A 21,629-nucleotide genomic window follows, 5' to 3' on the forward strand; every position below is an offset into this window, starting at 1 on the left:
TAACAAAGAGGCATGATAGAAAACAATGAACTGACTATGAATACGGAAAGCCGGTTGTCATTCAATGAATTTCGGAAGGAAGTACTGGATGATTACCGCCTGGCTTGCGAAAGCAGGGAAGTTAGTCTGCTGGCCCGTAAGGAAGTACTTACCGGTAAGGCCAAGTTCGGTATTTTCGGAGATGGTAAGGAAGTGGCACAAATTGCCATGGCCAAATATTTCCAGCCTGGAGATTTTCGCTCAGGTTATTATCGTGATCAGACCTTCGCGTTTGCCACTGGTATTGCCACGCCAGAACAATTCTTTTCACAGATGTATGCCGATCCTGATCTGGCCAACGAGCCATTTTCAGGAGGCCGTCAGATGAATTCCCATTTTGCCACACCAAATCTTGGAAAGGATGGTAATTGGTTAGACCTTACAAGTATTAAGAACACCGCTACCGATATGTCACCAACAGCCGCGCAGATGCCGCGTGCATTGGGACTTGCTTTCGCGTCTAAGTTATTCAGAGACGTAGAAGTGCTGAAAGAGTTCTCAAAACTGTCTAACAACGGTAACGAAGTCTGTTTCGCTACTATTGGTGATGCATCTACATCAGAAGGGCATTTCTGGGAGACTATGAACGCTGCTGGTGTGCTACAGGTACCATTGGCCGTTTTTGTATGGGATGATGGTTATGGTATTTCTGTACAGCGTAAGCATCAGACTACTAAAGATTCAATTAGTGCCGCATTGGAAGGATTCCGTAAAACGGAAGATTCTAACGGATTTGATATCTATACAGTCAAGGGCTGGGATTATGCAGCAATGTGTGAAACCTTTGAGGCCGGTATCCGGAAAATGAGGGAGACGCATATACCTGCGTTATTCCATGTTGAAGAAATGACTCAGCCGCAAGGGCATTCAACCAGCGGATCGCATGAGCGCTATAAAAGTAAAGAGCGTCTGGCGTGGGAGAAAGAGTTCGACTGTAATCACCAGATGAGGCAGTGGATCCTTGAAAATGCACTAGCTGATGAGTCTACATTGCTGGCGATAGAAGCTGAAGCCAAAACGGTGGCCCAGGATGCACGTAAAAATGCATGGGAGAAATACATCAATCCTATCCGTCAGCAGGTACAACAGATGCTCAGCCATGGCGAAGCGGTAGTAGGGCTGCCAGATGTTAAAAGTACGCTGGTGACTGACTTACTGCAGCAACTCAGAACTAACCGGGAGCCACTGAGAAGAGATATTCTAAAAACGGCCGCCACAATACTATTTGCACACAGGCGGGTGAAAGCACCGGCCATGGTTGCATTGAAGGAATATTACGAGAATCTGCTGGCTTACGAAAAAAGCAATTATAATTCACTCCTGCATGCGGAAGGTGTTAACTCAGTATCGAATGTTCCGGTAATTCCTGCTGTATATGCCGAAGATGCTGTTAGTATAAACGGTTTTGAAGTATTGAATAAATACTTTGATCAATTGATTGAAAATAATCCGAAGGTGTTCGCATTTGGAGAAGATGTGGGTAAAATCGGAGATGTGAATCAGGGATTTGCCGGATTGCAGCAGAAACATGGGGCGGAAAGAATATTTGATACAGGTATTCGTGAGCTAACGATCATGGGGCAGGGTATAGGTATGGCGCTGCGTGGACTTCGTCCGATAGCCGAAATACAATACCTCGATTATCTGATTTACGGTCTTCAGCCACTTAGTGATGATGTAGCCAGTTTGCAATATCGTACGAAGGGTATTCAATACTGTCCAATTATAGTACGTACGAGAGGTCATCGTCTCGAGGGGATCTGGCATTCCGGTTCTCCAATGAGCATGATCCTGGGATCCTTAAGAGGTATGAATGTATGTGTTCCGCGCAACATGGTACAGGCTGCTGGTATGTACAATACTCTATTGGCCGCTAATGAGCCGGCACTTGTGATCGAATCGCTGAATGGGTACCGTCTGAAAGAGAAATTGCCGCAAAACCTGGGTAGTTTCACTGTTCCGCTTGGCACACCTGAGGTGGTTCGTGAGGGTACTGATATTACCATCGTTTCATATGGTTCAACGTTGCGTATAATAGAAGAGGCAAGTCAGTCACTTGAGAAACTTGGTATATCCTGCGAAGTGGTAGACGTACAGACCTTATTACCATTTGATATTAATCATAAGATCCTGGAATCTCTGAAAAAGACCAACCGTATCTTGTTTGTGGATGAGGATGTGCCAGGTGGTGGTACTGCGTATATGTTCCAGCAGGTAATGGAACTGCAGGGCGGATATAAATGGTTAGATGCCGCGCCTAGAACTCTTAGTGCACAGGCGCACCGTCCGGCTTATGGTTCTGACGGAGATTATTTCTCTAAGCCAAATGTCGAAGATGTGATGCGGACAGTGATAGAAATAGTGGAAGAATAATACATGAAATAAAGAGAACGCAAGGCTAAAGCCTTGCGTTTTTAATTTGTAGCCTAGGGTATAGGTTTATGATGATGTTAACGGGATGTTACAGACATTAAAAAATACTTTTATAGTAAAGGCATTAAGGAATAGTTGAATAGTTATCCGACATACAGCAGTCTCCATTGTTGCGGTCATGATTAATGAAATGTTATTTCCTGTTATGGATGATAATTAATATCTTAGACATGCTTATTTTTCGTTAGGTTGCGAATGAACGAAATGAATAGTAGATATTGAACGTTGTGCCGCCATAATTTAAGAGAATAAAACTAAATTGGATAAACATTTAGTCCACGTTAAGAGTTAATAAATCGTCATTTTGTAACATTTTTTGTCAGGAATGACTTCTAAATTAACCATCAACCCAAATCGAGTTATGAAAGCAGGAGTTCTGTTAGTAGAAGACGATCATTTTTTTGCTAAAGTTATCAAAAGCCATCTTGAAAAAGCCGGTTACCTGGTAGTGCATTGCTCCGATGGAGAGGAGGGCTGGAATACTTTTCAGGAACGGCCATTTGATATATGTCTGCTGGATGTAGTCATGCCGGGAATGGATGGATTTGCGCTGGCCCGGGAGATTAGGGATCGAAATGAAAATATACCTATTATATTCACTACCTCAAGGTATATGGAGCAGGATAAGCTTAATGGCTTTGAATGTGGTGGCGATGATTATCTGGTAAAGCCTTTCAATATGGAAGAATTACTTTGCCGTATGGATGTATTTATGAAAAGGAGTCGCCTTCTGCAAAATGATAAGCAGATCATATTCAGACTTGGCTCACTTATATTCAATTACAGCGAATTTAAAATTTATCATCCTCCTACCTCCCAGGCAATTAATCTTCCTCCAAAGGAAGCCGAACTGCTGAAATTTCTCTGTGATAATCCCAATAAGCGCTTAAAACGTGAGGGCATTTTGTTAAGTGTCTGGGGTAATGATGACTTCTTTACGGGGCGTAGTATGGATGTTTACCTGACTCGCATCCGAAAACATTTCAAACTAGATAATACGATTAAACTGGAAACCATTCATGGCAAGGGATTACGCCTTGTTATCGAAAGCGAAGTTTGCCGTGTTCTTTAACATTCGTCTCTGGTCAACTGATTATAAAAATGAAGGCCCCGTCAATTGACGGGGCCTTCATTTTTATAATTTTTCGTCAGAAATTAACGGAGGTTGTGGAAAACCTGCTGTACGTCATCATCCTGTTCCAGGCGATCGATCAGTGCTAACACTTCTTTAGCCTGCTCTTCATTCAGTTCAACAGTTGTGGTAGGAATACGCTGTAACTCTGCACTGATAGGATCTATATTCTTTTCTTCGAGTGCTTTTGACATATTCCCAAACTCTGTGAAAGCAACGTGCAATACGATATTACCTTCACTATCTTCACCAATTTCTTCCAGACCGGCATCAATCAGCTCCAGCTCCAGTTCTTCCAGGTTCTGGCCTTCGTTTTTGATCTTGAATACACCAGTACGGTTGAACAGGAAACCAACGGAACCACTGTTTCCTAGGCTGCCGTCCATTTTATTAAAGTGCATACGCACATTTGCAACTGTACGGGTAGTGTTATCTGTAGCAGTTTCAACCATGACAGCTACACCATGCGGAGCATAGCCTTCATATACAACTTCTTCATAATCAGTCTTGTCTTTGCCCATTGCCCTTTTGATAGCCGCTTCTACACGGTCTTTAGGCATATTGACACCTTTAGCGTTCGCAATACATCTGCGGAGTGCGGGGTTATTGTCAGGATCAGGGCCACCTTGCTTCACTGCTATTGCTATTTCCTTGCCTATCCTGGTAAACTGTTTGGCCATTCTGTCCCATCTGGCGAACATGGTGGCCTTTCTTACTTCAAATATTCTTCCCATAGTGGGTATAATTAATTTTTAAGAAAATCGAGATGCAAAAATAGTCACTTTTATAGTAATAATAAGCGTTTCGACAGTCTTCAAACAACAAGGCCGGAAAATCATATGCTGTTTTAGCCCTGATTTTCCGACCCTGAGATCTGTATTATGATACTAAATTATTTCTGATCAAGTTTTCTGGCTTTGCTGTGCTTAACACTGTATCCAAAATAGATAGCGAAACCAAGCAGCAACCATACAATCAGACGAGCCCAGTTCTCAACACCCAGGCTGACGATCATGGTCAGACAGAAGAGAGCTCCCAGTACCGGAATGAACGGCACCGCAGGTGTTTTGAAAGCACGTGGTAAGTCAGGATTAGTTTTTCTCATTACGATCACACCAAGGCAAACCAGTACAAACGCAAACAGGGTACCAATGCTGGTCATATCACCCACTACGCTGTCAGGAACAAAAGCTGCGAACAGAGATACGAATACAAAGAACAGCATCTGAGATCTGTACGGAGTACGGAATTTAGGATGCAGATTTGAGAATACTTTTGGAACCAGACCATCGTTGGACATAGAGTAGAATACTCTTGTCTGGCCTAACAACATTACCAGGATCACAGAGGAGAAACCCGCAAGGATCGCAATAGTAACAAATGTAGATAGCCACTGATAGCCATGCATATAGGTATCGATCGCATAGGCCACAGATGCCTCACCACCCTCTCTCAGGAAGTCTTTATAAGGAGCAATACCTGTCAGTACAAAAGAGAACAGGATATATAATATCGTACATATAGCCAGTGACGCTAGTATACCAATTGGCATGTTCCTCTTAGGATTTTTGGTCTCCTGCGCAGCGGTAGATACTGCATCAAAGCCAATGAATGCAAAGAATACCACGCCTGCACCTCTCAATACCCCTGGCCATCCATGGAACCAGAAGTCACTGTAGTTGATCACTTTACCATTGTGCATGGTAACAGAACCAGCATCAGCGGGGATAGTGAATGGCGTATGGTTTGCCGGATTGATGAACTGCCATCCTAAGATGATCAGTAAAATAACGATTGCCACTTTTGTAATAACAATGATGTTATTAACAATAGCAGAACCCTCAATGCCACGGATCAGCAACAGCGTCAGCAGCAATAATATGAATACCGCAGGTAAGTTCATGATACCGTGAACGCCTGCATCAGAAGTTTCAAACGGACTGTGTGACCACTGATAGGGTATCGTAAACCCGAAGACCGAACCAAGTAGTTTATTCAGATACTGTGACCAGCCGATAGCTACTGTTGCTGCACCAAGTGCATATTCCAGTACCAGGTCCCACCCGATGATCCAGGCTACAAATTCACCCATAGTAGCATAAGAATAGGTGTAAGCACTTCCGGCAATAGGGATCATTGAGGCAAACTCAGCATAACAAAGACCTGCCAGGGCACAACCTACAGCAGCAATAATGAAAGAGATCGTAACAGCCGGACCCGCATGTTGTCCCGCAGCGGCCGCTGTTCTTACAAAAAGCCCGGCACCGATAATAGCGCCTATACCCAGAGCTATAAGTGATCCTGCACCTAACGTACGTTTAAGACCTTTTTCAGATTCGGATGCTTCAGCTAATAACAGGGAGATTGGCTTTTTTACAAAAAGTTTGCCCATACTAATTGAGATATTGTGGTTGACGTTTAAGTGGTTTAGTTTGTTGTTTCGTTTTATTACAGATCGTCAAATATAAATATCAAAAATCAAACGCTCAGCTTTTATTTTATAAATGAACCTCCAACTTTACAGTACTAACCTTATTTTTGGGGAATTTTAGCGTTTAGCATAAATATTAATTGTAATTAAAAGGCAAGGAATGAAGAAATCCAATCGGCTTACCTTATTTATATTCATAGCCATGGTATTGGGTATCCTGACAGGATACATTGTGAACGTGAGCTACTCCGAAACATATGGTGGTGGCACTCAGCAGATGATAACCGATAACAGTACCCATGGCGGACTGACCGGATATATCGCCGGACTGAATACAGGTAGAGGAAAGACAGGGGATGCAACAATTCAGAAATTCGCCGATAATATTTCGATTCTCACGGATATATTTTTACGACTTGTAAAAATGATCATCGCTCCACTGGTGTTTTCCACATTGGTAGTGGGTGTGGCTAAACTGGGGGATATTAAGGCGGTAGGTCGTATAGGCGGAAAAACTATGTTATGGTTTATTTCAGCTACTTTCATTTCCCTGTTCCTCGGACTTATACTTGTTAATATTATGCAGCCAGGTCACTCCCTGAACCTGCCATTGCCCGATTCTCACGCCAGTAGTGGGGTTACCGCAGCCAGTATGACCCTGAAAGGATTCTTTCAGCACGTATTCCCTGACAGCGTTGTAAGCGCTATGGCACATAACGAAATATTACAGATCGTGGTTTTCGCATTATTTTTTGGGGTGGCCACCGCCGCTATTGGTAGTGCTGGTGATGTCGTAGTTAAGTTCATGGACAGCGTAGCACACATCATGCTCAAAGTGACCGGCTACGTAATGAACTTCGCTCCGTTTGCTGTATTCGGTGCTATGGCGGCCATTATCTCCCAGAAAGGACTAGGCATACTCCTGACCTATGGCAAATTCATCGGACAGTTCTATGTTGGTCTGGCTGCTTTATGGATCGTACTCGCTCTGGCCGGATTTATTGTCTTAGGATCAAGGGTATTCACACTACTGGGACTTGTTAAAGATCCACTTTTGCTCGCATTCAGTACCGCAAGTAGTGAGGCTGCCTATCCACGCACGATGGAGGAACTGGAAAAGTTCGGTTGTGACAAACGTATCGTAAGTTTCGTGTTGCCATTAGGGTATTCTTTTAATTTGGATGGCTCCATGATGTATATGACCTTCGCCAGTTTGTTTATTGCCCAGGCTTATAATATGCATCTTGGTATTGAACAACAGATCTCTATGCTACTTGTCCTGATGATCACCAGTAAAGGGATCGCGGGAGTGCCTAGAGCTTCACTCGTTGTAATCGCCGGTACCTTGTCTATGTTTGATATTCCGGAAGCCGGTTTATTACTGTTGCTTGGAGTAGACCACCTGTTAGATATGGGACGCTCCGCTACCAATGTAATTGGCAATGCAATGGCTACTGCGGTGGTTTCAAAATGGGAAAATTCACTGACCCCTGTACCGGAAGCACAGTTAAAGGAAGTATAACAAATCTGTAACAGTTTTATGCTTATTTTGCCATAATCTGCTGTGTACGATGCTGAAATATATATCGTATGCGACGGAGAGGCAGTAGAAGCACCTATATTAGTACCTGATTTTGAGATTATAAAGAACATATGGACCAGTTTATAGAGTTATTCAAGCACCTTATTAACCCCCAGTGGATCATTGATCATGGAGGATTATATTTATTATTACTGATCATTTTTGCTGAAACCGGACTCTTTGTAGGCTTCTTTCTTCCTGGAGATTCCCTGCTGTTTATAGCCGGTATATATGTAGAAGCATTGAGCAAAAGCTTTTATAATATCCCTTTTGTTGTGATCATGGTGATGATCGCACTTGCCGGAGTATTAGGAAACTATGTAGGTTTTTGGTTTGGACGAAAATCAGGTCCTTTACTTTTTAATAAGAAAGATACCTTCTTCTTTAAACAGAAACATCTCTATCAGGCAAGAGATTTTTATGAGAAATATGGCGGTGGCGCTATCTTCCTGGCCCGCTTCCTGCCTATTATCCGTACGTTCGCTCCAATCATAGCGGGTGTGGTACAGATGGAGAGGAAACGTTTCATGTTCTTTAATATTGTCAGCTCTTTCTGCTGGGTATTCTCTATGATGCTGGCAGGGCACTATCTCGATAAAGCCTTCCCGACCTTAAAAGAACATCTGGAGCTTATCGTTATTATATTAATAGTTATTACTACATTACCTGTCCTGATTAAATTATTCTTTGGAAAAAGAAAACCATCCACATCCTGACACATTGATGTGAATGTATAAATAATGATTTCACTGTTATGAAACCGGGTAAAAGCACCTCAACGATTTTCAATGTCGCTGTATTAGTAGCCTCATTGGGGTATTTCGTGGATATCTATGATCTTTTATTGTTTACAATCGTCCGGGTGCCTAGTTTGAAGGACCTTGGCGTGCCTCAGAATGAAATAGATTCAGGGGTAGGCATGTTACTGATAAATGTTCAGATGCTGGGATTATTGGCAGGCGGCATTTTCTGGGGGATCATAGGTGACAAGAAAGGTCGGCTGAAAGTACTGTTCGGTTCTATTCTGATCTATTCTGTTGCTAACATTGCAAACGGTTTTGTGACAGGGACCAACGGCTACCTGTTCTGGCGCTTTGTGGCCGGACTTGGATTAGCAGGAGAGCTGGGGGCAGGTATTACCTTGGTAGCAGAGATCCTTCCTAAAGAAAAAAGGGGATGGGGTACCATGATTGTTGCTACTGTTGGTGTATCCGGAGCGGTGGCTGCCAATCTGATAGCCAAACTGGTGCCGGACTGGCGCTACTGTTACTTTATTGGGGGTGGACTGGGGTTGTTACTGTTATTTCTCCGGATTAGTGTGGCTGAGTCACATATGTTTAACCAAACGGCGGAAAAGGGCACAGCTGGAAGAGGAGAGTTTCTTGCCTTATTTAATAATAAAGAACGATTCCTCAGATACCTCAAGTGTGTATTGCTAGGTACTCCAACCTGGTTTGTTGTGGGAATACTGGTCGCATTTTCCAATAAGTTTGCGGTTGAAATGGGCGTAAGATCACCCATTAACCCTGGTGATGCAGTCGCATTTTGCTATGCTGGACTGGTCTTGGGTGACTTTACCAGCGGTTTTCTCAGTCAGATATTAAAAAGCCGCAGAAAGGTAATGATGATTTTCCTGCTGCTAACCGCATTATGTGTGGCGCTTTACCTGAATCTTTATGGTGCTGAGAAATGGTTTTTCTACACTGTCTGTACAATACTTGGATTTAGTGTTGGTTTCTGGGCAATCTTTGTGACAATCGCTGCCGAAAGCTTTGGCACTAATCTGCGTGCAACGGTTGCTATCACAGTACCAAACTTTGCAAGAGGAATGTTACCGTTAATTACTATGCTTTTTTCGGGTCTTCAGCATTATTTAAGTTACCTGCAAAGTGGGGCTGTAGTGGGCATAATATGTATAGTGGTAGCAATAATTGCATCCTATACGGTAGAAGAGACATTTGGGAAAGACCTGAATTATGTCGAAAAACTATAAAAAAAATCGGCCTGAATGAGTATTATTACTCATTCAGGCCGAAAATACACAGCTGTTAATAGCGTGTCAATATCTTATCCAGTAGTAGATTTAGCTGTAGAGCCTCGTCTTCTGTAAGTGATAATTTCAGAGAATCTTCCAAATCTGGAAGCTCTTCGTCCATCACTGCCAACAGTGCCAGGCCTTTCTCTGTGATCTGCACATCAACCGCCCGGCGGTCCACTTCACTGCTTTTTCTTTCTATTAATCCGGCTTTGCGTAACCGCTCAACAAGGCGGGAAACATCACTCATTCTGTCCAGCATCCTTTCTTTTAAAGTATTGATATTGGCCGCCTTCGGATGCTGACCACGCAGAATGCGCAGAATATTATATTGCTGCATGGTGATGTCAAACTTCTTAAAGAATTGTTGATGACGTGACACGATCCAGTTGCCGACGAAGATGAGACCAATTAACCCTTTATTATACTCGCTGGTAAAATTTTTCTGCGAGATCAGTTTTTCTATGTTTGACATAAGTGAGAATGTAGTCGGGTTAAAAATACGAATAATCAATCATGCATTTGGCAAACAAAACAGCAGGTTTTGTATAATAGCCGTTGAAACGAATGTAATAAAACTTTTTAGTCACCAGAAAGTATTTATTCCGGGTTACAGCTGTAGCGTAGAGGAAAGAGAGGGTATATACTCAAAAGGGCATAGTAAAGGCTGACTGATAGCCGTATCATTTTTGGCTACTAGTCAGCCTTTTATATTAGGATAAATATATTACTGGGCGACTGTCTTCATATTGTCCAGTACATCCATTACTTCTTTTACGTGTGTGGCGGAGTTTTCCAGCAATGTTTTTTCGCTGTCGTTCAGCTGTAGTTCGAGGATCTTTTCAATACCGTTTTTGCCCAATACAACCGGAACACCCAGATAAATGTCCTTCAGGCCATATTCACCAGTCAGCCATGCACAACAAGGGAATATTCTCTTTTCATCTTTGAGAATAGCTTCTACCATCTGAGCGGCAGCGGCGCCAGGGGCGTACCATGCAGAAGTGCCCAGCAGGTTTACGATCTCTCCCCCGCCTACTTTGGTGCGTTGAATAATAGCCTCCAGCTTGTCGGAAGCAATAAGTTCTGTGACCGGTATACCAGATACGGTCGTATAACGCGGAAGTGGCACCATTGTATCTCCATGACCACCCATCAGGATGGCCTGGATATCTTTAGGCGAGCAGCCGATCTCCTCTGCCAGGAATGCACGATAGCGGGCCGTGTCAAGAATACCTGCCATGCCAAATACCTTGTTGCTGTCTTTGCCGGCAGTCAGGTAGGCGCAATATGTCATTACATCCAATGGATTACTCACCACAATGATGATCGCGTCCGGAGAATGTTTGCTGATATTTTCAGTAACTGACTTTACAATATTGGCATTGGTAGAGATCAGGTCATCTCTGCTCATCCCTGGTTTACGGGGCAAACCTGAAGTAATAACAACGACGTCGCTGCCGGCAGTTTTCTGATAGTCATTCGTGACGCCGGTCACTTTGGTGCTGTAATAATCAATCGGGGCCTGTTGCCAGGTATCCAACGCTTTTCCTTCTGCTGTACCTTCCTTAATATCCAATAACACAACTTCCTGCAAGAAATCTCTGTGGGCCAGCACATTAGCACAGGTTGCGCCTACATTACCAGCTCCTACGACAGTAACTTTCATCGTTTGTATAAAATTTAAGAGGTGAAGAATATGAGGATAAAACAAATGTAACCCATGGTCACTGAAACAGGCCCGCAATGCATTAATTAAGATGTGACAGTATTTCTTCCAGTTTTACCGTGCCTTCATAGCCCTTCACGAATTTTTGTTTTTTATCGTAAATGAAAAGTCCCGGGAAGTAATGGAGGTTATAGAAATACATGATCTGGCGGGTTGGCTCACTGGCCATTACAATATTTGGGTAATTTTTGATGTTATATTCATTATAATATGCTTTCATCTGTTCCGGCTGAAAAGGAGTTAGCATCAGAATCTTTGTTTTCTTAAACTTGTCAATGTTCTGGAGTACTTCCTGTGTCAGGTGTTTACAGTGATCACAATCTACACTAAAAACGAAGACTATCGCGTTTTCGTTCTTTTTCAGATTATCTTTTGTATTAACAATGCGTCCATCAGGTAATGTAACTTTGTAATTTGGAACCGTTGGAAACTGTAGATAAGCTGGCTGGTCTGTTGGTCCGACTGCTGTTTTTGATTGTGCCTGCAGAAGAAAAGGCAGACAGCAGCATAAAATGGTCAGAAAACGCTTCATGTTTAGTCTAATTTTGTACGCTTGAGTTTTGTATCAGACTAAAGGTATCAAATTTTGCAATGCCCAAATCAAAGCGAAGCCACTCATAATCTTTAATTTGGGTAGATTTTCTACTTAAACAAGGGGTACAGAATGCCGTCTAGGGGCGGCAAGGGACTTACTTTCGATTTTTTTATAAAAAAATTACTAGATTACCCTTCCTTACACTATGTTTGCATTCCTAAAAAAAATAATAGGTAGGGGAAGGGTCTCATATAACACTAAAACAAATTAGGAAGCAATCAGTTCCATGTGGGATTTTGCTAGAATGAGTTACTTTTGCAGTCCTAACGTATTTTTAACATTATAAATTAAGTATCCTTTTATGGCTACCACTGCAGATATCAGAACAGGATTAATTATTAAGCTGGATAACAGTTTATATTCTGTTGTAGAGTTTGGTCAGAACAAAACAGCCCGTGCTGCTGCTAAAGTATGGGCTAAACTGAAAGGTGTTGACAATAGCAGGTCTATTGAACATACCTGGAACTCAGGCGACACGATATTCCCTGTGCGTGTTGAGAAGAAAGCATTCCAGTTTTTATACCAGGATGACAGTGGCTACAATTTCATGGATAACGAAACTTTCGAGCAGATCGCGCTGCCTGAAAACATGATCGATGCACCACAATTCCTGAAAGAAGGTCAGGAAGTGGGTGTTTCTATCAACACCGAAACCGATCAGCCAATGAGCGTAGAGCTGCCTGACAAGATCGTTGTAAAAGTTACTTACTCCGAGCCAGGCCTGAAAGGTGATACCGCTACCCGTACGCTGAAACCAGCGACCGTTGAAACTGGTGCTACTGTCAACGTTCCGCTGTTCGTAAACGAAGGTGAACTGATCAGAGTAAACACCAAAAACGGTGAATACGTTGAAAGAGTAAAAGAATAGTTTTAGTCCATATATTATCTACTTACAAGCATTTCTAAACCAAAAACTGTCTACATGGATTTTAAACAGATTCAGGAGCTGGTAAAAATGGTCAATAAGTCCAATATCAGCGAACTGAGCATAGAGCAGGACAAGTTTAAGATTACAATAAAGCAAAAAGATAACGAACAGCCAGTTTATACTGTTCCCGCAGTAGCGGCTCCGGTTTATCAGCCAATCCCACAGGCTGCTCCTGCCACCCAGGCTGCTCCGGCAGCTGCTGCAGAAGCTCCTAAAGCAGAAGCAAAAGCTGATAACCTGGTAACCATCAAATCTCCAATGATCGGTACTTTCTATCGTAGCCCTGGTCCAGACAAACCATCTTTCGTAAATGTTGGCGATGATGTTACTTCTGGTAAAGTGGTTTGTATCATTGAAGCAATGAAACTGTTCAACGAGATCGAAAGTGAAGTGAGCGGTAAAATAGTAAAGGTACTGGTAGACGATGCTTCCCCTGTGGAATACGATCAGCCTTTGTTTTTGGTAGAACCATAATTTAATTCTTTAAAAGGTTGGAATATTATGAGAAGGAAAAGGGAACTTGCCTGCCTCATAGTTTTCCAACCTTTTAGGTTTATTACTTTTCTTTAACCTATTGAAAAAACATGTTTAAGAAAATATTGATTGCCAACCGTGGAGAGATCGCCTTGCGTATCATTCGCACCTGTAAGGAAATGGGCATCAAAACGGTGGCTGTTTACTCTACCGCAGATAAAGATAGTCTGCACGTAAAGTTTGCAGATGAAGCGGTGTGTATTGGTAAACCACAGAGCAGCGAATCCTATCTGAATATACCTCACCTGATGGCAGCAGCAGAAATCACTAATGCTGATGCGATCCATCCAGGTTATGGCTTCCTTGCAGAAAACGCACGTTTTGCGGAGATCTGTGGCGAGCACGGTATTAAATTCATCGGCCCTACTCCGGAAATGATCCGTAAAATGGGTGATAAGATGACCGCAAAAGAGACGATGATCGCTGCAGGTGTACCTGTCATTCCAGGTTCCGGTGGTTTATTACAAAGTCTCGAAGAAGCGAAGACGCTGTCTAAAGAAATGGGCCTGCCTATCATCCTGAAAGCAACTGCTGGTGGTGGTGGTAAAGGTATGCGTGTGGTTTGGAAAGACGAAGAGCTGGAGAACGCATACAACATGGCTAAAAATGAAGCCCGTGCCGCTTTCAATAACGATGGTATCTACATGGAGAAATTCGTGGAAGAGCCTCGCCACATTGAAATCCAGGTTGCAGGTGACCAATATGGTAAAGTATGTCACCTCAGTGAGCGTGACTGCTCTATCCAGCGCCGTCACCAGAAACTGGTTGAAGAATCTCCTTCTCCTTTCATGACGCCGGAACTGCGTGAGAAGATGGGCGAAGCCGCTATCAAAGCTGCTTCTGCTATCAATTACGAAAGTGTTGGTACCATTGAGTTCCTGGTTGATAAACACCGTAACTTCTACTTCATGGAAATGAATACCCGTATCCAGGTAGAACACGGTGTTACTGAAGAGGTTATCAACTTCGACCTGATCAAGGAACAGATCAAGATCGCTGCTGGCATTCCTATCTCAGGTAAGAACTACACACCGGAAATGCACGTAATCGAATGTCGTATCAACGCTGAAGATCCGTACAATGATTTCCGTCCATCTCCAGGTAAGATCACTACCCTGCATATTCCAGGTGGCCATGGTGTACGTGTGGATTCCCACATCTATGCCGGTTATGTAATTCCTCCGTACTACGATTCAATGGTGGCTAAACTGATCACTATTGCACAGACACGTGAGGAAGCTATTAACACAATGGAGCGTGCGTTGAGCGAATTTGTAATAGAAGGTGTTAAAACCACTATTCCGTTCCATCAGCAGCTGATGCGTGATGAAAACTTCCGTAAGGGTAACTTTACGACCAAATTCACAGAAACTTTCAAACTGGTTTAATCTGGTGCGATATAAGAAAGCCGGCTTGTCTCAGACAGGCCGGCTTTTCTGTTGTAAAGCAATCTGCTACTCTACTATTTGCATTTATAAGTGATCCTCATATTATTTAGATGATGATCCAGGAAGGAGACAGTCCGACCCTTAGTATTATCGGGGAACTGTAATGGCAGACCATATTTATTATAAGTCACAGCAGTGTGTGTATTATTCTCGCTATAGTTGCGCGTCAATAACTGCCATACCTTATTAGTACGCAGGAAATTGACCTTGTTATCGTACGGTCCATAATAAATCGTATCAGGAGATCCGCCCCCATAGGCCTCAATTAGTCTTGTGAGGTTCCTGACGCTATTGTAGATATATTGTTTCTTATACCAACGTTCGCCATACTCAAAAAATGCATTCTCCTCTACTAGCTGACCGGCATTATTATATTCAAAATAAATGAGGATCCGTAATTGAGGGACAAATGGAACCGGAACGGGATGATCCCCTATGATACCATTGTTATACATACTGTCCAGGTACGGACGATCTTCATTATTATGATATTTATACCGGTGCCATTCCCGGAAAGTAGTACCATAACTGCCATCCTCATAATGCAGGATCTGATCCGTCAGTCGTTGTTGCTGATCATATCTGTAAGTTTCATTTTCGTTGCCGGTCGCTACATCTGAGCGGGTGCGCAATATCGGATTACCGGTACTGTTGTAGGTAAGCATGTTAACCACATGTCCCGACCATTCATCATTTCCTTCAAGTGTCTGTATCTGGCAAAAGGGAGCGCCACAGCCGGGCGTGATATCTGTTTTGCCGCAGGAGGCTAGTAAGCATAAGGTGGCAGCTGCGACCATCGCATGCATAGTAGCATTGAGACTTGTTCTCATTGGGGAGTTTTTAGGGGTAATTAAAAATGTGTCTCTGAAAACGGAGCAGATTGCTTAAGACAGTACAGGAGGGGTATCGGATTAACAGCAGATTGAAGGTAAGCAATAGTTATAAAAGCACAAAGCCCCGGGTAAATACCCGGGGCTAATCATACACCAAAACAATCTTACGGTTTTATCGCAAGAAAAGCAGCTCTCTGTACTTAGGCAGTGCCCATTGTTTGTCATCTACAAGGAACTCCAGTTTATCCGCGTGATAACGGATAATGTCAAAGTACGGCTTAATTTTATCACAATAATCTATAGCTTTCTGTCGGCTGTCAGTAACTTTATTAGCTACTTTACGCGCTTCGATCATAGCCTGTACATTCTCACTGATGACATTAATATGTTCAGCTATTTTAGAGGCGATCTGTGTTTGCGCTTTAACGGCGCTGTCACCGAGACCAATACCTTTCAGACCATTGATGTTGGTAATCAGGCTGTTGAGGTAGGTAATGGCAGAAGGCAGGATCGTGTTTGTAGCCAGATCACCGATCACACGGGCTTCGATCTGTACTTTCTTCACATAGTCCTCGAGCAGGATCTCATGACGTGCATGTAATTCTTTCTCGTTGTAAATGCCTACTTCAGTGAACAGTTTAGTTGATTTTTCGGTAACGTAAGCATCCAGTGCTTTAGGAGTGGTTTTTACGTTAGGAAGACCTCTCTTTTCAGCTTCTTTCTCCCATTCTTCGCTATAACCGTCACCTTCAAATAAAATTTTCTCCGAATCTACAATATATTTCCGAAGAGTTTGCATAATAGCAATCTCTTTTTTCTCGCCTTTGTCGATCAGCGCATCTACTTCTATCTTGAAGTTTGCCAGTGTTTTTGCCATGATAGTATTCATTACTGTCATCGCAGAAGCACAGTTTGCAGAAGAACCTACCGCGCGGAATTCAAACTTGTTACCAGTGAAGGCAAAAGGAGAAGTACGGTTACGGTCAGTGTTGTCCAGCATCAGCTCTGGAATATGACGGTGCAGGTCCAGTTTCAGGATCGCTTCGTCCTGCTCGTCAAATTTGTTGCTCACACGGGTTTTAACTTCCTGCAGCACATCGTACAGGTATTTACCTGAGAACACAGAGATGATAGCCGGAGGCGCTTCGTTCGCACCCAGACGGAAGTCATTGCTTGGGGAAGCAATGGAAGCTCTCATCAGGTCAGCATAATCATGAACCGCTTTGATCGTATTTACAAAGAAGGTCAGGAACATCAGGTTGGTCTTCGGCGTTTTACCCGGAGCCAGCAGGTTTACACCAGTATCTGTAGCAAGGCTCCAGTTGTTGTGTTTACCTGAACCGTTCACACCTGCGAATGGTTTCTCGTGCAGTAATACTCTCAGTTTATGACGTTTTGCCACTTTGGTCATCACGTCCATCAGCAGGGAGTTGTGGTCAACTGCGATGTTCACTTCTTCGAAGATTGGTGCACACTCGAACTGGGAAGGAGCCACCTCATTGTGACGTGTTCTTAAAGGAATACCCAGTTTATAGGATTCTACTTCGAAATCGCGCATGAATGCATATGCACGCTCAGGAATAGAACCGAAGTAGTGGTCTTCCAGCTGCTGACCTTTGGAAGGAGCATGACCAACTACAGTGCGGCCACACATTACCAGGTCAGGACGGGCATTAGCCAGACTTTCGTCTACCAGGAAGTATTCCTGTTCCCAACCCAGGGTAGCTGTAACCTTGGTTACATTTTTATCGAAATAGTTACATACGTCTACAGCCGCTTTATCGATAGCAGAAAGTGCTTTCAGCAAAGGTGCTTTGTAGTCCAGTGATTCACCGGTGTAAGCAACGAATATAGTAGGAATGCAAAGTGTCTTACCTTGTCCCTGCTCCAGGATAAAAGGAGGAGAGGATGGATCCCAGGCTGTGTAACCACGTGCTTCGAAAGTCGCACGCAGACCACCATTCGGGAAGCTGGATGCATCTGGTTCCTGTTGTACCAGGGCATCACCATCAAAAGTTTCCAGGGCAGAACCATCACCTTTCAGTGTGAAGAATGAGTCATGTTTTTCAGCAGTTGTACCGGTTAATGGCTGGAACCAGTGGGTGTAGTGAGTTACACCTTTTTTCATCGCCCATTGTTTTAAACCGGAAGCGATTTGCTCGGACATCTTACGATCGATCTTGGTGCCGGATTTAATAGAGTTCATTAAGCTCTTATAAGCCTCATCACTCAGATTCTCACGCACTACTTTTCCTGCGAATACATTGCTGCCGAACACCTCGGTAATCTTTGTACCGTTAAGTTGCTCAGGCTTGATTTTTAAATCAACACCAGAAAGGTTTTCCAGTGCGGTGAAGCGTAACGATTGCATGCTGTAAATAATTTTACACAAAAGAACGCTCTTGTGTTAACATAAGCAAGAAATTCGTGGATTTTAACTAAAAAATTACATTTATTAGAGAAAAACGATAATTTTTCTAATTTTTGACTAAAAAAGCAATACCTCATCCTGTTTAAACTGATATATTTATAAAAATATAATTTGTTTCTCCTGCGTGATGGTATCATTGTATACTTTATACATCAGATTAACCCTGTTAATTAATGAGAGAAAACTGGCATAATTCTTTTAGTATCAAAAGCCTGTAAATTGGTAATAACCTTTGTCAGTTGAAGGAAAAACCAGTACGTTTGTATCTATATTTCATCTATCGCACTTATACATTTAGTTCCATGCAAACTAACGTTGAAACTACAGATAAGTTCTCCCAAACCAATGTCGAAACTGCCGAACAACTTGGTCTGACTGCAGACGAATTCGAACGCATAAAAGGCATTCTGGGCCGCGCCCCAAATTTCACCGAATTAAGTATGTTTTCCGTGATGTGGAGTGAGCATTGCAGCTACAAAAACTCAATTGTATGGCTGAAATCCCTCCCCCGTGAAGGCGATCGCCTGCTCGTAAAGGCAGGAGAAGAAAATGCTGGCCTTGTCGATATCGGTGACGGCTATGCCTGTGTATTCAAGATCGAATCCCACAACCACCCTTCCGCAATTGAGCCCTTCCAGGGCGCTGCCACTGGGGTAGGAGGGATCCATCGCGACATCTTCACAATGGGAGCACGGCCCATCGCAGCGTTGAACTCCCTTCGCTTCGGAAACATCAATGATAAGAAAACACAGCACCTTGTAAGAGGTGTCGTAAGAGGTATCGGGCACTATGGTAATAGCTTCGGTGTGCCAACCGTCGGTGGGGAAGCGTATTTCGAAGACTGTTATAATACCAACCCGCTGGTGAATGCCATGAGCGTTGGTGTGGTAAAAGTTGGTCAGACTGTTTCCGCTACGTCGCACGGTGCGGGCAACCCAGTTTTCATCGTAGGTTCCGCTACTGGTAAAGACGGTATCGGAGGCGCCTCTTTCGCAAGCGCTGATATTACTGAAGATAGTGTGGAGGACCTGCCTTCCGTACAGGTAGGCGACCCTTTCCAGGAAAAGAAACTGCTGGAAGCCTGTCTTGAAATCATTCCTACAGGCGCACTGGTCGGTATGCAGGATATGGGTGCTGCTGGTATCACCTGCTCTACTGCCGAAATGAGCGCCAAAGGAGGACACGGTATGACCATCAACCTGGATAAAGTACCTACCCGTCAGGAAAACATGAAAGCCTGGGAAATACTGCTCAGTGAAAGCCAGGAAAGAATGCTGCTGGTGGTACATAAAGGCAAGGAAGCAGATGTACTGCGCATATTCGAAAAATGGGATCTGCACTGTGTACAGATCGGAGAGGTGACGACCGATAAACACCTGAAGTTCTACCTGCACGGTCATCTGGAAGCAGATATCCCTGCCGATAGTCTCGTGCTGGGTGGAGGTGCTCCTCAGTACCACCGCGCCTACACTGAACCTACCTACTTTGAAAAAGTAAAGGCCTTCGATATTCATAAAATACCTGATACCCTGGATCCCCGTTTTGCTGCGGAACGACTGGTAAAACTACCTAACATCGCATCTAAACGCTGGATCTATACCCAGTACGACAGCATGGTAGGTACGGCTAACGCCAGCACAAATGCACCAAGTGATGCAGCTATCGTAACGGTAAAGGGTTCTAAGAAAATTCTGGCATTAACGACCGACTGCAACAGCCGCTATGTATATGCTGATCCGCATCTGGGTGGTCAGATCGCTGTCGCAGAAGCTGCCCGTAATATCGTGTGTAGCGGAGGTGAACCTGTTGCTATTACAAACTGCCTGAACTTCGGTAACCCTTATGATCCGGAAGTATACTATCAGTTCGTATATGCGATCAAAGGTATGGGGGAAGCCTGCCGTAAATTCAATACACCAGTTACCGGTGGTAACGTGAGCTTCTATAACCAGTCTCCCGATGGTGCTGTATATCCTACGCCTACGATCGGTATGCTGGGCCTCCTGGACAATATCAATGATCGTATAACCCTTGACTTTAAAGAGTCAGGTCACCTGATCTACATGCTGGGTCGCAGCCGTAATGATATCAGCAGCTCTGAATACCTCCATAAACTGATAGGCATCGAATTCAGCCCTGCGCCGCATTTCCACCTGGAAGAAGAACACCGTCTACATCAGACAATCGCCAAGCTCAATAAAGCCGGTATTGTCCAGTCAGCACACGATGTGAGTGAAGGCGGTTTGTTTATCACCCTGCTGGAAAGTGCTATGGCAGCTGGTTTGGGCTTCGATATCCATACGAACCCTAACTTCCGTAAAGATGCGTTCCTGTTTGGTGAAAGCCAGAGCCGCGCAATAGTGACCATCAGACCAGAAGACAAAGAGAAATTCGAAGCTGTGCTCCACACCGTCGTTGATGCCACTGAGCACTCTGTGAAGTTTGAAAAGATCGGCATCGTGAAAGGTGAGCACATCATTATCGATGGTGAAGACTGGGGGACAGTCGCCAGCTGGAAACAGCCTTATGATATATCAATCGAGTCTCACTTATAGTAAAAAAGATATACATTGGAATTTAAGAGGTACAACGTATATGCCACATGGGTATTATGTTGTATCTCTTAGTATTTTAGTACTGTCCGTCATACACTTATAACAAATATGTCTACCTAAAATGTGCGACTGATAAGGCTTTTCCAGAGCTAACGATGTTATTGTAAGGTTAAATCCTTTTAACAACTCATTAACAAAATCACACCTTTGTGTGAATTTATATCCCTGACCTTAGACTACTTTTGATAAAGAGAAATGCGAATACACCGGGTCTGATAATAAAGACCAAGTCCAAATATATTTTATCCCTGGAATCATGAAAGTGGTTCCTGTCCTATGAATACCGATGCCAATTTTTTATCCCCGGAATTAACGGTTCCGGACCTATGAAATGCAAAAGAATCATTTTACCTACGGAATCTAAAGGGTTCCGATCCTATGAAAGCCAATTAGTCAATTTACCGGGATTAAAAGAATTCCGGCCTATGAAAGCCAATTTAAACAGAACAATTACTATTTATCTCTGGATCTTCGGATCCGGCCTATGAAAGCCAGTTTATTTATCCCAGAAACCTTAGGGTTTCTAATACTATGAAGACCAATTGTTCTGCCATGTCCTAATGAAAGCTAAGTGAAACTTACACCTAGTGAGAAAGAACGATTTGTTGTGAAGCCCCTCGTCTAAACGAGGGGTTTACTTTTTTATATACGTTACAGATAAACGCAAATGTTGTGCCATTCGTATAACTAGCCTCTAAAAATTAATAATTGGCAATTAATCAGTAGAAAATCTCCCCGCAACTATACCTTCTGCTACGTCTACACGATATATTTCACTTCATAACCGTGCATTATACGGAACAAAATGTGAGTGTAGGTGACAGTCTGCCTCACTAAAACGAGTAGTGGAACTAACAATTACCC

General features: G+C 43.3%; 16 protein-coding genes. 9 read left to right on the forward strand and 7 right to left on the reverse strand.

Going from position 1 to position 21,629, the window contains the following annotated elements:
• Nucleotides 1–12 precede the first annotated feature (12 nt).
• Together GWR21_RS23670 and GWR21_RS23675 are read left to right on the forward strand one after the other, a co-directional pair.
• Nucleotides 13–2,412, forward strand: a complete 2,400-nt coding sequence (locus GWR21_RS23670; protein ID WP_162334107.1) for an alpha-ketoacid dehydrogenase subunit alpha/beta — start codon at nt 13–15, stop codon at nt 2,410–2,412.
• 421 nt (nt 2,413–2,833) lie between these two features.
• The gene (locus GWR21_RS23675; protein ID WP_162334108.1) at nt 2,834–3,544 is read left to right on the forward strand and encodes a response regulator transcription factor; all 711 of its coding nucleotides are present in this window, start codon (nt 2,834–2,836) and stop codon (nt 3,542–3,544) included.
• An 83-nt stretch (nt 3,545–3,627) separates the two neighbouring features.
• Here GWR21_RS23675 and GWR21_RS23680 read toward each other — a convergent pair whose 3' ends face one another.
• Together GWR21_RS23680 and GWR21_RS23685 are read right to left on the reverse strand one after the other, a co-directional pair.
• Nucleotides 3,628–4,338, reverse strand: coding sequence for a YebC/PmpR family DNA-binding transcriptional regulator (locus tag GWR21_RS23680; RefSeq protein WP_162334109.1), 711 nt, complete (start codon nt 4,336–4,338; stop codon nt 3,628–3,630).
• 158 nt (nt 4,339–4,496) lie between these two features.
• A complete protein-coding gene (locus GWR21_RS23685; RefSeq protein WP_162334110.1) occupies nt 4,497–5,996 on the reverse strand; it encodes an amino acid permease in 1,500 nt (499 codons plus the stop codon).
• Between the two features lie 199 nt (nt 5,997–6,195).
• On the opposite strand from GWR21_RS23685, the gene GWR21_RS23690 reads away from it, so the two are divergent.
• The 3 genes from GWR21_RS23690 (at nt 6,196) to GWR21_RS23700 (ending at nt 9,610) form a co-directional block, all read left to right on the forward strand.
• Nucleotides 6,196–7,557, forward strand: coding sequence for a dicarboxylate/amino acid:cation symporter (locus tag GWR21_RS23690; protein ID WP_162334111.1), 1,362 nt, complete (start codon nt 6,196–6,198; stop codon nt 7,555–7,557).
• 131 nt (nt 7,558–7,688) lie between these two features.
• Nucleotides 7,689–8,333, forward strand: a complete 645-nt coding sequence (locus tag GWR21_RS23695) for a DedA family protein (protein ID WP_162334112.1) — start codon at nt 7,689–7,691, stop codon at nt 8,331–8,333.
• Between the two features lie 38 nt (nt 8,334–8,371).
• Complete coding sequence (locus tag GWR21_RS23700; protein WP_162334113.1) at nt 8,372–9,610, forward strand: MFS transporter; 1,239 nt, start codon at nt 8,372–8,374, stop codon at nt 9,608–9,610.
• A gap of 55 nt (nt 9,611–9,665) precedes the next feature.
• Here GWR21_RS23700 and GWR21_RS23705 read toward each other — a convergent pair whose 3' ends face one another.
• The 3 genes from GWR21_RS23705 to GWR21_RS23715 all read right to left on the reverse strand — a co-directional run bounded on the left by GWR21_RS23705 (nt 9,666) and on the right by GWR21_RS23715 (nt 11,913).
• Nucleotides 9,666–10,127, reverse strand: a complete 462-nt coding sequence (locus GWR21_RS23705) for a MarR family winged helix-turn-helix transcriptional regulator (RefSeq protein WP_162334114.1) — start codon at nt 10,125–10,127, stop codon at nt 9,666–9,668.
• A 252-nt stretch (nt 10,128–10,379) separates the two neighbouring features.
• A complete protein-coding gene (mdh, locus tag GWR21_RS23710) occupies nt 10,380–11,321 on the reverse strand; it encodes a malate dehydrogenase (protein WP_162334115.1) in 942 nt (313 codons plus the stop codon).
• Nucleotides 11,322–11,403: 82 nt separating this feature from the next.
• Complete coding sequence (locus GWR21_RS23715) at nt 11,404–11,913, reverse strand: peroxiredoxin family protein (protein WP_162334116.1); 510 nt, start codon at nt 11,911–11,913, stop codon at nt 11,404–11,406.
• A 364-nt stretch (nt 11,914–12,277) separates the two neighbouring features.
• On the opposite strand from GWR21_RS23715, the gene efp reads away from it, so the two are divergent.
• From efp to accC, 3 genes are all read left to right on the forward strand, one after another.
• Entirely contained in the window at nt 12,278–12,844 is a 567-nt protein-coding gene (efp, locus tag GWR21_RS23720) for an elongation factor P (protein ID WP_162334117.1), read from the forward strand.
• Nucleotides 12,845–12,898: 54 nt separating this feature from the next.
• Entirely contained in the window at nt 12,899–13,378 is a 480-nt protein-coding gene (gene accB / locus GWR21_RS23725; RefSeq protein WP_162334118.1) for an acetyl-CoA carboxylase biotin carboxyl carrier protein, read from the forward strand.
• Between the two features lie 110 nt (nt 13,379–13,488).
• Entirely contained in the window at nt 13,489–14,826 is a 1,338-nt protein-coding gene (accC, locus tag GWR21_RS23730; protein WP_162334119.1) for an acetyl-CoA carboxylase biotin carboxylase subunit, read from the forward strand.
• A 74-nt stretch (nt 14,827–14,900) separates the two neighbouring features.
• Here the strand turns inward: accC and GWR21_RS23735 are convergent, their stop codons facing one another.
• Entirely contained in the window at nt 14,901–15,716 is an 816-nt protein-coding gene (locus tag GWR21_RS23735) for a hypothetical protein (protein WP_162334120.1), read from the reverse strand.
• 175 nt (nt 15,717–15,891) lie between these two features.
• On the reverse strand, nt 15,892–18,090 hold the full coding sequence (locus GWR21_RS23740) for a glutamine synthetase III family protein (protein WP_162334121.1): 2,199 nt from the start codon (nt 18,088–18,090) through the stop codon (nt 15,892–15,894).
• Between the two features lie 362 nt (nt 18,091–18,452).
• Here GWR21_RS23740 and purL point away from each other — a divergent pair, with 362 nt between their 5' ends.
• Nucleotides 18,453–20,705, forward strand: a complete 2,253-nt coding sequence (gene purL / locus GWR21_RS23745; protein ID WP_162334122.1) for a phosphoribosylformylglycinamidine synthase subunit PurL — start codon at nt 18,453–18,455, stop codon at nt 20,703–20,705.
• Nucleotides 20,706–21,629: the final 924 nt, after the last annotated feature.

The sequence above is a fragment of the Chitinophaga agri genome (genome assembly GCF_010093065.1).
GTDB lineage: Bacteria > Bacteroidota > Bacteroidia > Chitinophagales > Chitinophagaceae > Chitinophaga > Chitinophaga agri.